General features: G+C 69.9%; 16 protein-coding genes and 2 pseudogenes. 9 read left to right on the top strand and 9 right to left on the bottom strand.

The window, feature by feature from the left end:
- The 4 genes and pseudogenes from QOZ89_RS48100 to QOZ89_RS45700 all read left to right on the top strand — a co-directional run.
- Window positions 1-130 (top strand): HNH endonuclease (locus QOZ89_RS48100; RefSeq protein WP_491723686.1); only part of this gene is annotated, 130 nt, incomplete at its 5' end.
- Between the two features lie 154 nt (window positions 131-284).
- Window positions 285-1,010: pseudogene (locus QOZ89_RS45710) on the top strand (SAM-dependent methyltransferase); the annotation flags it as partial.
- A gap of 118 nt (window positions 1,011-1,128) precedes the next feature.
- Window positions 1,129-1,860, top strand: coding sequence for a DEAD/DEAH box helicase family protein (locus QOZ89_RS45705; RefSeq protein WP_071049261.1), 732 nt, complete (start codon window positions 1,129-1,131; stop codon window positions 1,858-1,860).
- Window positions 1,857-2,555 carry a hypothetical protein gene (locus QOZ89_RS45700; protein ID WP_312630270.1) on the top strand — a complete coding sequence of 233 codons (699 nt, stop codon included), beginning with the start codon at window positions 1,857-1,859 and terminating at the stop codon, window positions 2,553-2,555. Before QOZ89_RS45705 ends, QOZ89_RS45700 begins: the two co-directional genes overlap by 4 nt.
- A gap of 89 nt (window positions 2,556-2,644) precedes the next feature.
- On the opposite strand, the gene QOZ89_RS45695 is transcribed toward QOZ89_RS45700, so the two are convergent.
- The 3 genes from QOZ89_RS45695 to QOZ89_RS45685 form a co-directional block, all read right to left on the bottom strand.
- Window positions 2,645-2,863 (bottom strand): hypothetical protein, encoded by a 219-nt coding sequence (locus QOZ89_RS45695; protein ID WP_312630269.1) that lies wholly within the window; start codon window positions 2,861-2,863, stop codon window positions 2,645-2,647.
- Between the two features lie 166 nt (window positions 2,864-3,029).
- Window positions 3,030-3,704, bottom strand: a complete 675-nt coding sequence (locus QOZ89_RS45690; RefSeq protein ID WP_071049258.1) for a hypothetical protein — start codon at window positions 3,702-3,704, stop codon at window positions 3,030-3,032.
- Between the two features lie 61 nt (window positions 3,705-3,765).
- Window positions 3,766-4,986 carry a hypothetical protein gene (locus QOZ89_RS45685; RefSeq protein WP_198543268.1) on the bottom strand — a complete coding sequence of 407 codons (1,221 nt, stop codon included), beginning with the start codon at window positions 4,984-4,986 and terminating at the stop codon, window positions 3,766-3,768.
- Window positions 4,987-5,304: 318 nt separating this feature from the next.
- Between QOZ89_RS45685 and QOZ89_RS45680 the strand changes: the two genes are divergently transcribed.
- The 4 genes from QOZ89_RS45680 (at window position 5,305) to QOZ89_RS45665 (ending at window position 7,171) form a co-directional block, all read left to right on the top strand.
- On the top strand, window positions 5,305-5,517 hold the full coding sequence (locus QOZ89_RS45680; RefSeq protein ID WP_131804013.1) for a hypothetical protein: 213 nt from the start codon (window positions 5,305-5,307) through the stop codon (window positions 5,515-5,517).
- 358 nt (window positions 5,518-5,875) lie between these two features.
- Window positions 5,876-6,163, top strand: coding sequence for a DUF1330 domain-containing protein (locus QOZ89_RS45675; RefSeq protein WP_071049256.1), 288 nt, complete (start codon window positions 5,876-5,878; stop codon window positions 6,161-6,163).
- Between the two features lie 143 nt (window positions 6,164-6,306).
- Window positions 6,307-6,900 (top strand): hypothetical protein, encoded by a 594-nt coding sequence (locus QOZ89_RS45670; RefSeq protein ID WP_071049255.1) that lies wholly within the window; start codon window positions 6,307-6,309, stop codon window positions 6,898-6,900.
- 25 nt (window positions 6,901-6,925) lie between these two features.
- Window positions 6,926-7,171: a hypothetical protein gene (locus QOZ89_RS45665; protein ID WP_131804012.1), complete on the top strand. Its 246-nt coding sequence runs from the start codon at window positions 6,926-6,928 to the stop codon at window positions 7,169-7,171.
- Between the two features lie 27 nt (window positions 7,172-7,198).
- Here QOZ89_RS45665 and QOZ89_RS45660 read toward each other — a convergent pair.
- From QOZ89_RS45660 to QOZ89_RS45635, 6 genes and pseudogenes are all read right to left on the bottom strand, one after another.
- Window positions 7,199-7,494 (bottom strand): annotated as a pseudogene (locus tag QOZ89_RS45660) (hypothetical protein); the annotation flags it as partial.
- A gap of 57 nt (window positions 7,495-7,551) precedes the next feature.
- On the bottom strand, window positions 7,552-8,208 hold the full coding sequence (locus QOZ89_RS45655; RefSeq protein WP_083418736.1) for a hypothetical protein: 657 nt from the start codon (window positions 8,206-8,208) through the stop codon (window positions 7,552-7,554).
- A 332-nt stretch (window positions 8,209-8,540) separates the two neighbouring features.
- Entirely contained in the window at window positions 8,541-8,876 is a 336-nt protein-coding gene (locus QOZ89_RS45650; RefSeq protein ID WP_198543267.1) for a HEAT repeat domain-containing protein, read from the bottom strand.
- Window positions 8,877-9,034: 158 nt separating this feature from the next.
- A complete protein-coding gene (locus tag QOZ89_RS45645; protein ID WP_071049254.1) occupies window positions 9,035-9,262 on the bottom strand; it encodes a hypothetical protein in 228 nt (75 codons plus the stop codon).
- A gap of 654 nt (window positions 9,263-9,916) precedes the next feature.
- The gene (locus QOZ89_RS45640; RefSeq protein WP_071049253.1) at window positions 9,917-11,449 is read right to left on the bottom strand and encodes an ISL3 family transposase; all 1,533 of its coding nucleotides are present in this window, start codon (window positions 11,447-11,449) and stop codon (window positions 9,917-9,919) included.
- A 327-nt stretch (window positions 11,450-11,776) separates the two neighbouring features.
- Window positions 11,777-12,205, bottom strand: a complete 429-nt coding sequence (locus tag QOZ89_RS45635; RefSeq protein WP_071049252.1) for an IS5 family transposase — start codon at window positions 12,203-12,205, stop codon at window positions 11,777-11,779.
- Between the two features lie 353 nt (window positions 12,206-12,558).
- Between QOZ89_RS45635 and QOZ89_RS45630 the strand changes: the two genes are divergently transcribed.
- Window positions 12,559-13,491 (top strand): ISAs1 family transposase (locus QOZ89_RS45630; RefSeq protein WP_312630267.1); only part of this gene is annotated, 933 nt, incomplete at its 3' end.

The raw sequence follows: 13,491 nt of genomic DNA, 5'->3' as shown, positions 1-13,491 counted from the left end.
ACCAGGACGACGCGAGAAGCCGACGTGGGTCCGGCTCATGGCCATGCGACGGCGCAAGACACTTGTCACCTGCCGGCCATGCCACGAAGCCATCCACGCCGGACGACCTACCACGCAACCCACGGCATAACCACTGGAGAGCCCGTTGCGGTTAACGCCGCCCGGCGGGTTCGGCGGGGGGCCGACGGAAAAGGACCCAACCAGGGCACCTCGCCGGCGGCCTACCCGACTCTGAGGGGGCGGGGGCACAGCAATGTGCTCCCGCTACCCGACACTACTGGCTCGGCGGCAAGAACAACTACCCGGCAGACCGGGCTGTCGCCGAGGCCATGATCCAGACGGTGCCCGAGATCTATGAGGGTGTGCGCGTGAACCGGGCGTTCCTGCGCAACGCGGTGCGCTTCCTGGCAGCCGACTGCGGGATACGGCAGTTCCTCGACATCGGCACCGGGCTGCCGTCAGCCGACAACACCCACGAGGTCGCCCAAGGCGTCGCCCCGGACGCGCGCATCGTGTACGTGGACAACGACCCGCTGGTCCTGCTGCACGCCCGAGCGCTGCTGACCAGCACCCCCGAAGGTCGCACGGCCTACCTGGACGGCGACGTACGTGACCCGGCCCGCATCCTCGAACAGGCCGCCGCGACCCTCGACCTCACCCAGCCCGTCGCCCTGATGCTTATCGCGATCATGCACGCGATCCCGGACGACCAGGACCCGCACGCGGCCGTGCGCATGTTGCGCGACGCTTTGGCGCCGGGCAGCTTCCTGGTGCTGTCGCACCTCGGACTCGATGTCTACCCGGAGAAGACCCACCTGAAGGCGGGCGTCGACCAGGTCAACGCCGCCGCCCCCGGCACCCTGTTCCCGCGGACCCGCGACCAGGTTGCCCGCTTCTTCGACGGCTGGGAGCTGATCGACCCCGGCCTCGTCCCCGCACCGGCCTGGCGGACGACCAGCGAGTCGGTCTCCGCGATGTGGGCCGGTGTTGCCCGCAAGCCAGCCGCCTAGGCTCGCCGACCGCGCCGTCCCAGCCCTCTGCGGGGCGCGTGCTTCACCGCGGGCTGTCAGTGGCTGCCGCTAGCGTCCGCACCGACCATCGGCGCTCGACCGGCTCCTGGAGGCTTCCGTGACCCGATCCGACCAGCCGTCCCACCACAGCCTCGTGGCCGTCGAGGGCCTGCGCTGCACGGGGAAGTCCACGTTGTCGACCGTGCTCGCCAGCCAGCTCGGCGCCACGGTCATCCCCGATCCGGCCGATCTGTCCTCGCCGCTGCCGTACCCGCCGCGGACCCTCGGCGACGTCCGGTCCGGCCTTGACCACCTGTGCGGCGTGGAGCGGCAACGCGCCGAGGTCGCCCGCCGGGCACGCACCGGTCTCGTGTTGTTCGACCGCAGCCCGCTGTCGCACATCGCCCACCAGCACGCCGTCGCGCAGCTCGGCGTTCCCGCCGACCCTGGCTACGCCGCGCAGACGTTCACCGCCGCGGCCCGCGCGGGCATCACGCTGCGACCCGGCCGCTACCTGTATCTGCGGCTACCCCAGGCCGCGGTCGCCGCGCGGCAACGCCGCCGCGGGCCAGTGCACCCGCACCTCGTCGACCCCCGCTTCGTCGCCGCCGCTGACCGGGCCTTCATCCGCTACCTGGAGGCGCTGCCGGACGATCGGCGCCTGGTTCTCGACGCGGGCCTGCCCGTCGGCCACCTGGCCGCCGCCGCCGCGGCCTTCCTCGCCGCGGAGCCGACCTCGCCGCCGCCTGACGTCTGGACGCTCATGCTCGACGCCCCGCAGATCGTGCGGGCGCGCTCCTCCACGTCACCGGGAGCTATCGCGGTCGGCGACGTTGAGGCGAGACTGTGATCGTGTCCGATTCCCGCTCGGTCGACCGGAAGCTGCGGGCGGCGGCGTCCCGTTTTGGTCGACGCCGGCGAACCATTCAGGTCGGCGTCCCCGTGCTGGTCTGCGTCCCAGGGTTCTGGCTGTGGGTCCAGTTGGTCCGCACCGGCCTCAGTGCCGGCTGGCTGGCGCTGTTCGGGACTTGGTTTGTCGGGACCGTGGGCGTTGGCCTGTTGCTCGCTAGCCGGCGGTGGCTGCTGCTGTTGGACCGCCTGCCGCTGGCGTCGCCGGGATGCCGGCTGGCCTACCACGCGCTGCGCCTCGACGAGTTCGCCCACGACCCAGAGCTGCCTGGCCTTCTGAGTGACGTACTTGTCGACGCCGCGGACGCGCTGGACGGCGCGGCGCACGCTGCCCGAGCGCTTCAGCGGCGCCTCGATCGGCAGACGCTGGCGGGTACGGCTGCCGCGGACATCGCCGTCTTCGCGGCGTCCGGCGCCGAGCAGGTCCGCCGGGACATCCTGCGCGGGGTTGAGGAGTTCCTCGCGATCTGGGCAGACCTCGTCAACGGGCTGGGGAGAACCGTCGAGTCCGGCCCGCGATCAGAGCTGTCTGGGTCCGAATCGCGGGAGGATGCGACCCGGCGGGGGCCGGCAGATCTTGCCGAGATCTCCGCTGTCCTGGTCGGCCTCGCTCAGCTGACCCTCACCCGGCCCTGAGCCCCCCAGCCAGCGCTGCACCCTAGAGCGATCGGGCACCGCCCGGTGCATACCCGCGCCGTCCGACCCGGGCAACCGGGCGTGACGTGTTAGGCGCTCAGAGGGACGACAGTCTCGGTGTCCCACTGGTAATTCCGGCCGTCGCGGTATAGCCGCACGAGCCGAAGATCGGCCACAGAGACCTCGGCCGGGGGCAGGTCACGCAGCCCCGCGACCGGGCGGACCCAGACATGCACCGGCCGCACCGTCGCCACCCGCAACAACACCTCCGGCAACTGCACCGGCGTGATCGTGACAACAGGCAGCAAGCATGACCTCCAAAATGGGATGCGACACGGGACGGGCCAGGCACATACGTCAAAGCGACGAGGCCGGTGCGTCCGCGCTCGGCGTCACCGGCTGATTACCACGATATCGACGCAAGCAGACCCGATCACCCGATTTTTCGATCCCGGTGCTCGGCCGGCCTTGTTATCACCGCGCCGGATACCGGGCGCAGTCGGCGAGCGCGGATCTGATGCGGTGGACGGTCTCGGCTGGGAACCAGGCACCGAGCTCGAGGCTGCCGGACAGGTAGTCCAGGATGCGGCAGCCGGCGGCCCGGGCCCGCTCGTCCGCCAGCCCCGCGCACGTCAGCGCCACGGCGACGAGATCAGCCGGCGGGGCCAGGTCGTCGCTGTCGCCGCGGTCCGTGAGCACGTCGCAGACGGCCAAGGCGGCGGTGGTACCGCCTTCGAGATCCCCGAGCCGCAGCAACGCCGCGGCGCGGATCTCGTCCATCCGCACCGACCGCCACAGCAGGTCCCGACGCTCGAAGAAGCCCCGGTCGACCTCGGACGCATATCGCAGCGCCTCGTCCACCTGTCCCGCATGCAGGCAGGCCTCAGCCAGATGCACCAGTGCCCAGTGCGGCGAGGCTCCGATTCCGACTAGCTGGTCGAGCGTCGCGCGCGCCCGGTCAAGGTAGGCGGGATCCTGCTGCGCCAGCAGCGCGAGCGTGACCGCCCGAGCCTCCGCGTCCGCCACGCCGGCCTGCTCCACCCGGGCGAGCGCCGCCAGCAGGAGCTGCTCCCGCCGCGCGCCGAACAACTCGCCCGCCGCCTCGTCGATCAGCCGTCTCGCGGTGTGGTCGCCCTGCTCCTGATCCACCGGCCGCTCCCCGTGCCCTGGCACCGGCTCGCCGTCCTCCCTGGCGTCATCTCGGGCAGCGCTAGTTGAACTCCAGGAAGTCGACCATGGCTTGATGTAGCCAGGCGGGGAAGTCGGCGAACCGGGCGACGTCCCGTGCCTTCGGGTCGCCGTAGTCGTGGACCACGGCGATGGTTCCGGTGGCGAGGTCGCAGCAGGCCACGTCGTCGTTGTCCTGCCGCTCCGCGAACGGGACCAGGGACCGGCCCGGGCGGCGCTCGGCCAGGCCGGTGTGGCGCTCGCGCAGGAGATCACCGGTCATGATCCACCACGGCTCCAAATCGGTCAGCCCGTACTCGACGAGCCTGACGAACTCCGGCGGGTAGGAGAACCCGTCGGGAAGATCCCCGCCGGTCAGGAGGTCCTGGCTCGTGGCAGGCAGGGTGGCGAACGCGCCGCGGATCTCGCCGGAACCGACCAGGTCCGCGACGACACGGTCGAGGAAAGCGGGAGCGGTGCTCTCGACGAGGATCAGGTTCTGGGCCCAGAAGTACCGGCCGCCGAGGCGCTCGCCCGACCGCCGGTGGCGGGCTAGGGTCCGCGCCAGGTCGTCGTGGGAGAGGAAGGTGGCGGTCCGGCGTGCGCCGTCGCCCAGCTCGACCACGGCGTCGACCGCCCCGGCCACAGGCTCCGTGCCGGTCAGCAGGGTCAGCAGGTAGTTGTCGGCTGCTCGGCGCAGGTACAGACCGTCCCGCTCCCGGCCCGTCTGCTCATCGCCGCGGTCCGCGTCCTGCAACTCGGGTGGAAGCACGGGCGGCTCGTTGGAGGCGTTGTCGGCGAGGGGGCCGAAGTCGTCGAGGACCTCCCGCACGTCGGGATCGTCGAGGCCTGCGGCCGAGGCCAGCAACTGGCCGAGCAGCAGCGGCTGGCCTAGGTCGGCGAGCAGCTGCGCCGCGCACCGGTAGTCCTCCCAGTCCGGCCGCGTCTGGCCCTCAAGATGGCGGGACAGCACGGGGCGCAGTGCCAGCGTCAGCCACCCCGGGTCCACCCGGCGCAGCAGCTCAAGGACGACGTCCAGAGGGGCGTGCATCCCGAGCCCCGCGTGGAACACCGGTTCCAGCAGGTCCATCGTCTGCTCGACCGGAGCGTCCAGCAGCGCCCGCAGCGCGGTCCGTCGACCGAGCACGGTCGCCAGCGCCGCGCGCAGCTGTCCCTCGTATGCCTCGGCACCCGCCGCGAACATCCGCATCCGCACTTCGATGTAGCGGGCCTCGGCCGCGACCAGCTCCTCCCACGGCTCCATATCCCGATCATTCCCTGCTACGCGAGCGTTGGGCCCGCCTTTGCCGGCCACGACGTCCCCACCGATGACCACCACCGAGCACCTGCCGGTAGGGCAGATGGCGCACCTCCCCGACCACGTCGATCAGCGCGTTCTCGGACCGGTCCAGCGGCGTCCCACCAGCCGGGTCCAGCTTCCCGGCCAGGATCGCGAGCTTCGCCCCAGTATGGTTCGCCCGCCGATCATGGCCCGGCCGAGGCTGGTCGTAATGCGGTCGACGAGCGTTGGAATACCTGGTCGGATCTGGCCGGACGGACCGGGATGGACGGCGAGGGCGGCGTGAACGCACAGCAGTGGACGACAGCCGGACAGATCACGGCGGCGCGGCGCCGCTTCGAGTCCGCTATCCCCGGCTGGCAGCGGCCCGTGGCCTTCGCCGTCGAACAGCTGACCGGCAGCGGCATCGACTTCGTCAAGATTGACGTCGGGGAGAGCCCGCTGCCGGCGGTCGTGCTCGCCGGTCGGGTTCCAGAACTCGGCCACGGCCGTTGAGCTGGGCTTCTACACGGCTCGTTCGTATTCGTTGATCAGACCCCCGAGGACGGGTCGGCGCTTGATCCGTTCCGTCGCGACGCCTGCGATCGGGTGGTCGGCAGCGAACCCGCAGGTCAGCGGCCCGACGTCGAGTTCTGGCACGGTACAGGCGTCAGAACCGTCCCGGGGTGGCGAACGCCCGTACGGCCTCTGCCCACCCCGGGACCGTGGACCGGCTTTATCGCGGTCTCGAGGGACGACTGTCCGCCCGCGATCCACAACTCACGATCGGCGTCCGGACGATGGTCGCGTGCCCGGGACACGATCGCCCGGACCTAAGTCCCGTCCGTCTCCCGGCCTCGGGCACGATGGCGTCATGACTGCCTACTGGATCAACGTCTACAGGGAGATCGTCGACGAGGCCAAGGTCGCGGCGTACGCCGAACTCGTCGGTCCGGCCCTGCGCGCCGCCGGCGGCACCTTCGTAGCCCGCGGCCTTCCCGAGCTGACCTACGAGGCCGGGGAGAAGACCCGCACCGTGCTCATCACCTTCGATTCGGTCGAGGCCGCCCGGGCCGCGCATGACAGCGCCGCCTACCAGGAAGCCCTCGCCGCCCTCGACGGCGGCGCCGTCCGTGACCTGCGCATCGTGCCCGGCCTGTAGCAAGCGGGCAGCCCGCGCCGGACGCGTGCCGTGCTTTCACCACCAGAAACGAAGGCCTGTGAGAGGCCCTCGCCCGGCACATCAAAAACACCTGACGCGACCAGCCGGGGTGCCCTTGGTGCAGGCGGGCAGAGGAGGGGACAGTGCATCCCGAGGAGGGTCTTGACTATGAGGCCATCGCCACAGCGGTGATGACCGTTCCCGATCGCCTGTCCTACATGGCAGCGTTGGGTGCCGCTCTCTCGGGCGCGTGGGCGGAGCGGTACCGCCGCCTGGTTGGCTCCAGTTACCTGCACGAGATCCCGCTCGACGGTTCCACGCTTCTGTTCGACCTCGCGAGCGCGGCCGGGGCACCGCAGGCGGACCGGACGGTCGCGGCGTGGGGCGTCACGCGGCGTCCGGCGGCGCCACGGGACGTGGCGTACCAGCGCGGGTATCCGTCGCCGCGGGGCCGGGCTTCACGCCCCTTGGACAAGGGACATATGGTCCCCCACACCGCCGGCGGAGAATTCGGACCTAATATATTTCCGCAGGACCGCGATCTCAATCGCGGCTGGTCGGCGGAGGGCCGGCGCTACCGCGCACTCGAGCGAGAGATCACCGACTGGCCAGGCACGTTCTTCTTCTCCCACCTTCTCTACGCCGACGAGTCCGACTTCCCGCAGACAGTGGAACTCGGCGTCCTTCGAACCGATGGACTGTACGTCGAGCAGTTCCGCAACCGGTTCGACGCGTGATGTCGACAGATGTTTGGACTCACGCGTGGGTAAGCCTCTGGGCTCTGTGCCCGGCGGCCAGGTGCTGTGGCCCGTCAAAGTTCCGGAGCCGGACAGCGAGACTGGCTTTGCTTTGCTGCGGCCGGTCGCGGCGCGGTTGAGCGCTGTCCCGGCCGGGCGGGTGCCGTTTGATGGCGGCGAGGATGCCACCGGACAGCGCGATGATCCCTGCGGCCGTCAATGGTCGATCGTTGTGAGGCCCACCCGCCCTCTAAAGATCATGTTGATCTGACCGTCGTTTTCTCGCCAGGGACGGCGGTTAGAAGGGGGGAGTGAAGGTGGGGGTGGTGTCGTCGGAGCCGGGCCACAGGTAGGCGGTCAGCTTCCGTCCGTGCTCGTGTTCTTGGTGGGGGCTGGCAGGCGGGGGCCAGCGTAGCTGGGTGTAGAGGGTGGTGCGGTGGGTGTCATAGGCAGCTTCGATCAGGTCGCCGAAGACCTGCGCCCGGGCGGGGATGACGAGGGGATGGTGAGTGCGGCGACGGTCAGGCCGATGGGGATGGCCAGGAGGGTGAAGGGGGCGAAGGCGCAGAACAGCAGTCCCCACAGGGTGGTGGTTGAGGACAGCGGAGGCGGCCGCTGGTCTCGCCTTCCCACTTCGTCGCGGCAGCCGGTTCAGTCTGCGGCACGAAGGTCTTCGTCGAGAGACCCGAGGGAGTCGTAGACGGTGGTGGCGGGCCAGGGAGGCGTGTCCGGGTGTTGCCAGGTGAGATGGACCCGGGCCCAGCCGCCGGTCGCCAGCTCGACGATGACATCGTCCTTGGTCTCTGACCGGGCAGTGACCTGGAAGGACTGGCCATGGAGCCGATGACCGGCAGCGATCTCCTCACGAAGTTCGCTCGCCAGGGCTCCACGCTCGGCATGTTCGGCGGATTCGCCCCCGCGAAGGTCCACCCATGGAGCCAAAAAGAAGATCTCCTCAAGCGCGGAGTCACCGCCTCGGCGGACTCGAAGTTCGTGCGGCGCTGGCTTCGAGCAGTAGACCACGCGATGGGCGCGGCCAGGCCAGTCCAGAGCGAACGGGGTGACGTCAATCTGGGTCTCGATAGGGGTGCCGCCGCCACGGAGCGCGTCGAGGTCGGCGACGATGTCGTCGATGTCCTCGCGGACCTCGGACGTGTCAGCGCGCACGGTGCAGTAGATCTTGACAGTGTCGCCGCGGGTGTCGATGGCGATCTCGGCCAGGTCGTGCGAGATCAGCCCGAGCATGCACTGGACCAGCTCAAGGGCGAGATCGTTCTCGCGGCGTAGCGCGTCCGGGATGTCGCACATCGGTTCTCCTTTGCGTGGGAGCGATAGCCAAGACAGGGCTGCGGCCGGCGCGGCCCGGACGGCCTGGCAGCCCCACACCTATTGATCAGTTGGTCATACCTGCGCGGGTGCGTCGACCTGCGGGGGTGTCGTTCGCGGTGTCGTTTCCGGTGTTGGTGGCGATGTCGGATCTGAGACCGTGGGAGATTTCAGTGTGCGGACGGCCCATGGAGCCGGCAGGGTGGTCAGGTTTTGCGCTGCGGCTCGGGGTGCGGCTGGACTTCGCCGGCTTTGACGCCAGAATCCGCCGGCGCGGTGCTGTGGGTTCCTGGTCGAGTCTCCGGATCCGCTCCTTACCGGATCTGGCCGTTCGCTCGTGCACGCCATAGCGCCTCGCGGGCCGGTTTGCTACCCAGGCGCTTCAGACCGTTGGCGGCATGCCGCCGAAGCGACTCGTCGTCGTTGGAGAGCTGCTCGACGAGCAGGGGCAGGGTGTCTTCCGATTCTGTCAGTGCGATGAGTTCAAGAAGCCAGTAACGGACTCCACGATCGGTCTCCATGCGGAATGCATCGACAAGCTCGGCGACATGGCCGGCGGCGTTCGCTGCCAGGAAACCGAAGGCGTCTTCGGCTCGCTGCGGATCACGACTGCGCATCTGGCGGAGCGCGGAGCGGAAGGCCGACGACACAAGGTTGATTGTATGGCAGTCACCCGCGCTTGGGGGTGCTGATGCCGGGCGGCACCGACCGAGGTCTTCGGCGGGATCGAGCGGGCTGGGTGGTGCTCGCCGCGCCGATCCGCTGCTACCGAGTGGGCCGTCGTGAACACGCCTCACCGAGGCTGCAATCATCGTCCAGTCATCTCATCCAGATAGTCCAGCGTGGCGCGGACAACCTGAACCGGCAGCTCGCCCGCGACCAGGGTGAAATAGGCGTCGCCCGCGTCGGTTACGCGGATCTCGCATACCTGACGGTCAGGCTCGATCTCGTGACACTCGACCTTCCGGTCGTCCTCATGGATGCCAGCGAAGACAAAGATACGGTAGGCCCTGCCAGCGATCTCGATCGACCTCACCGTGGACCTCCCAAGAGCTGGTCCTATCTCGCGTACCAGCCTGCCGGCCAGAGTACATACAGTGAACCGGTCTCGAGAACCGCCTGGTCCACCTCAACCTCGACAGTTCTCGCTGCCAGCCGACCACGACGATATCGGCGCGAAAGAGAATCGTCACCCGCTTTTCGATCGTGGCGCCCAGCCGGCACGCCCCGGACACCATCAAAGCCGCCACCATCGCGACGGCCCTCGTCGAGGCCCTCGCCGCCGACATCGCGAACAGTCCCCACGTCGTCGACCATGGCCGTCCGCACCGATCCCGGCTCGACACAGAGATTGTCGCGGTGCTTCACGGGTGGCATCGCGGTGCATCACAGGCCCCCCAAGATCGGTGCCGCGACCTTGTCAGGGCCTGTAAGAACAACGGCTCTGGCGCATATTCGGTGGTGACGTTCAGTGATCGCGTGGTGAGACGCCGCTTGCGTCTACTTTGTCCTGGTTGAGGCTTTCCAGCGCAGCGCGGCGGCGCCTGCCGGACCTCGCGAACGTCTGTGAGGTGGCCGATTTCGACCGCTTTGACCTCCACGACCGGCGCTAACGCACCGTTACCACCGAATGTGCGCCAGAGCCATGATTTCGGCTCTGGCGCTGATCCGGTGGTGACGGAGGGTGATCTCAGCCGAGCAGGATCCGGTGGCGGAGGAGTGGGAAGCCCGCGCGGCCGTACATCTGACGTTTGATCAGCTTGGTTTTCGTGTTCACGCCCTCGGTGCCGCCGTTGTGGTGGGCGCGGGTCAGGGCGGCGTTGACCGCGTCGCGGTCCAGTTCGAACCCGCGTGTGCAGGCGTGCAGGTGGGGCAGGTCGGCGTCCCGGGCCTGGGCGATCCAGGCGGTCAGCTGCGCTGCGTTGCCGTCGGCGGGGGTGAGTAGCGCGGCGAAGGAGCGGATGAGCCCAGCGAGTGTGGTCATCTCGGGGCAGGCCGCGGTATGGGTGTCGATGATCTCCCGCTGATGCTCTTTGAGCTGGTCAGGGGCGGTGAGCAGGTAGCGGGTGAGGCGTCGCGGTGAGATCGCCTGGCGGTCGGCTTCGACTCGGCCCTGGGTGATGTAGCGGTAGAGCAGGTTGAGGCTGCCGGTGTAGCCCAGGTCCTTGATCTCCTCGAACAGTCGGGCGACGGGGAGGGCCGGGTCGTGCTCGCGTCGCTGGCGCAGGTGGTCGCGGTACGGGTCGACGAGGGTGGGCCGGTACTGCGGCGCCCGGATCAGCCGCTCGGGCTCGGGGATGCGCGCGTAGCGCTTGACGGTGTTCAACGACAGGTTCAGCCGGCGGGCGCATTCGAGGAGGCCGACCTGCTTGTCGAGCAGCTCGTGGACCTGGGTCCACCGTTCGCGGGTGGTGGTGGCGCGCTGGCCGTCGCGCCGGGGCGGACCGGCCGCGGCCCAGCAGCCGCTGTGCGCGGCGACCTCCTTGCCCACGGCCTCGGAGACGTTGTGCCACAGGTGCCAGCGGTCTCCCACCTGCACCGCGTCGGGCAGCGCGCGGCGGACGGCCTCGGCGTAGGCGCCGGAGCCGTCACGGCAGACGACCTCGACACCGGGATGGGCGCGCAGCCACGCCTCAAGGGTGTCGGCCGTGCGGTCGGGCAGGACATCGACGCGCTGGCGGGTCTCGGCGTCGATGAGCACGGTGGCGTAGCGGTGGCGCCGCCGCAGGGCGAAGTCATCGACGCCCAGGACCCGGGGCACCCGCCTCGCCGGGACGGGCAGGCGCAACAGGCAGCGCAGCGCGGTGTGCCGCGATACGACCACGGCCAGCGCGGACAGGACCCGCGCCCCAGCGCGGCCGGCCAGCTCCCGCACGACCACGCCGACCTGGGCCGCCAGCCGCGAGGTCCGCCGCTGGTAGCGCTCCACCACGCCTGGGACCTGTTCCCGGAACGTCTGGAGGCACCCGCGCGTCGGGCAGACCAGGCGACGGACCCGCACGTCCATGAGCACGCGGCGCGCGTCCAACGGCACATCCGCCAGCGTCCGCGCGTGATAGCCGTGCACCCGCGCCGTCCGCGCACCACACCGCGGACAGGCAGCCGGCGCGTCCGGCGTCCGGGCCTTCACCCGGATCCGGTCCCCCTCGTCCGCCACGTCCTCCACGACAAGCGGAGCCAACCCCGAAAACACCATCGCCACCAGCCAATCCACACCAACCATGACGCATCGTGACATAGCCGGTCGGATCTGCCACCACCGGATCAGCGCCAGAGCCGAAATCATGACAGGCTCGCCACGCCACCTCCTGCCCGCCGTCGCCGATGGTGCGGTGGTACTGCCGAAGCCACACTGCGCGCAGTGTGACCACGGCCGGGACCTCGCGCAGCCAGGCCGGTGCGCCGCCGGTGTGGACGGCCTCCAGCAGGTCGAACCCGTCGACGCCGACCTGGATGGCCATCATTTTGCGGTTGTCGTCGCCTTTCGGAATCCGGTAGGAGTCCATCCGGGCACCGTATCGGCTTACCCATGCGGCGTTGATCTGTCCGGTCAGCCAGTCCGGCGCGGCCGCGGCCAACGCCTCCAAGGCCGCGCGCAGCGTCTCAGCGAGGAACTCCAAGCCGATTGGCCGAGCGCACCGCCGCCAGCACATGCGTGGGTGCGTTGCCGACCGCCTGCCTTGACCAGCCCCAGCTCGGACAGCCGGACCAGCAGCAGATCCAGTACCTTCTCGTCCAAGCCGTGGTCGATGAGTCGCTGGCGGAAACTGGTCAACACCGTGTGATCGAACCCGGGATCAGTCAGCTCCAGCCCGAGCGCGTATTTCCGGTCGATCCGCGCCCGCACCGCGTCAGCCGCCTGCCGGTCGGTGAGGCTCTCCGCGAAGTGCAACACCGTGACCAGCGCCAACTGCCCCGGCGAGATACCGGGTCGACCGCGCGCACCGAACGCCGAGGCGAACTGCTCGTCAGCAAACAACTCGGGCAGCTCATCACGAAATCGGATCGCCAGCGTGCCTTTCGGGAACGCCGCACAGCAGGGCTGCGACAAAGTCGTGGGCGGCGTGTCGGCTGGCGTCGTGGGCCTGTAGCGGCTACGGCTGCCGGGTGTACCGGCCCGCGACGGCCGCCGTGTGTCTGATCAGCTTCTGCCTGGTCGGCCGCGGGATCGTCGGGTTGGGCTGTTATCTGGTCTTCTGCGACTCCGCGCGGCGGGAGAGCGGGGGCGCTGCCGTCGGGCCGGCCCCGAGAACGGGCGGACGCGGCGCCCACGGGATGATCGAGGTTCCTACGCCATGATCGTCCGAGAGTGGGGCCGCGTCCGTGCCTTCAGTGTCGCCTACCCGTGTTCCCGCCGGTCAGCGGGCCCGGCTGGCGGCCAGAGCGGTCGGGCAGGCCGGTGGGCTGCTCGGCGCACTCGGCGTGGTGCCCGACCGGCGGAAGGCGCGGGGGCGCCGCTACGGGCTGGCGTCGGTGCTGGCGCTGTGGTTCACCGGGGTTCTGGCTGGTCAGCAGACCTTCACCGCGGTCTGGGAATGGGCGGTCGAGTTGCCGGCGGAGCTGCTCGCCGGGTTCGGGCTCAGCCGCGGGGTCCCGTCCGAACGCACGATCCGGCGCCTGGTCGAGGGCTGTGACCCGGCCGGGCTCGACGCGGCGCTCTCGGGCTGGATCGCCCGGGCCGTGGCAGTGGCGGACCCGCCGTCGGGGCCGCGGGGGCTGGCCTTCGACGGCAAGACGCTCAAGGGCGCCCGGTCGTTCACCCAGGCCGGGGCGATGATCCAGGAGGCGGTGGTCGAGGCGGTCTGGCACGACACCGGCGTCGCCGCCGGCCACCAGCGGGTCGTCGGCGGCGACGAGATCGCCGCGGTCGAGGCGCTGGCCGGCCGGCTCGACCTGACCGACGTCCTGGTCACGGCGGACTCGCTCCACTCCCACGAACGCCTCGCCCGGAAGATCCGGGCCAGGGGCGGCCACTGGCTTCTAGTGATCAAGCTGAACCAGCCCACCGTCCACGCCAACCTCACCAGGCTGCCCTGGGGGCAGGCACCGGACCTGGTCACGACGGTCGAGAAGGCCCACGGCCGGATCGAGGCCCGCTCGCTGAAGGCACTGACCGTCACCACACCGAAACTCGTCGGCTTCTGGGGCACGAAACAGGTCGTCGAGCTGCGCCGGCGCACCCGGCGCAAGAAGACCGTCACCTCGAAACCGGCCCTGTCCGAGGAGGTGTTCTACCTGGTCACCAGCCTGCCCGCCGAACAGGCC

It is taken from the genome of Pseudofrankia coriaricola (genome assembly GCF_032027725.1).
GTDB lineage: Bacteria > Actinomycetota > Actinomycetes > Frankiales > Frankiaceae > Pseudofrankia.
The sequence above is the reverse complement of the archived record's forward strand: the minus strand, read 5'-3'. Positions and strand labels throughout refer to the sequence as shown.

What these genes read in the sequence shown, in the direction of transcription:
- QOZ89_RS45675 (WP_071049256.1), top strand. Translation starts at nt 5,876, where the DNA reads ATGACTGCCTACTGGATCAACGTCTACAGGGAGATCGTCGACGAGGCC.
- QOZ89_RS45640 (WP_071049253.1), bottom strand. Translation starts at nt 11,449, where the DNA reads ATGGTTGGTGTGGATTGGCTGGTGGCGATGGTGTTTTCGGGGTTGGCT.
- QOZ89_RS45655 (WP_083418736.1), bottom strand. Translation starts at nt 8,208, where the DNA reads ATGTGCGACATCCCGGACGCGCTACGCCGCGAGAACGATCTCGCCCTT.
- QOZ89_RS45685 (WP_198543268.1), bottom strand. Translation starts at nt 4,986, where the DNA reads ATGGAGCCGTGGGAGGAGCTGGTCGCGGCCGAGGCCCGCTACATCGAA.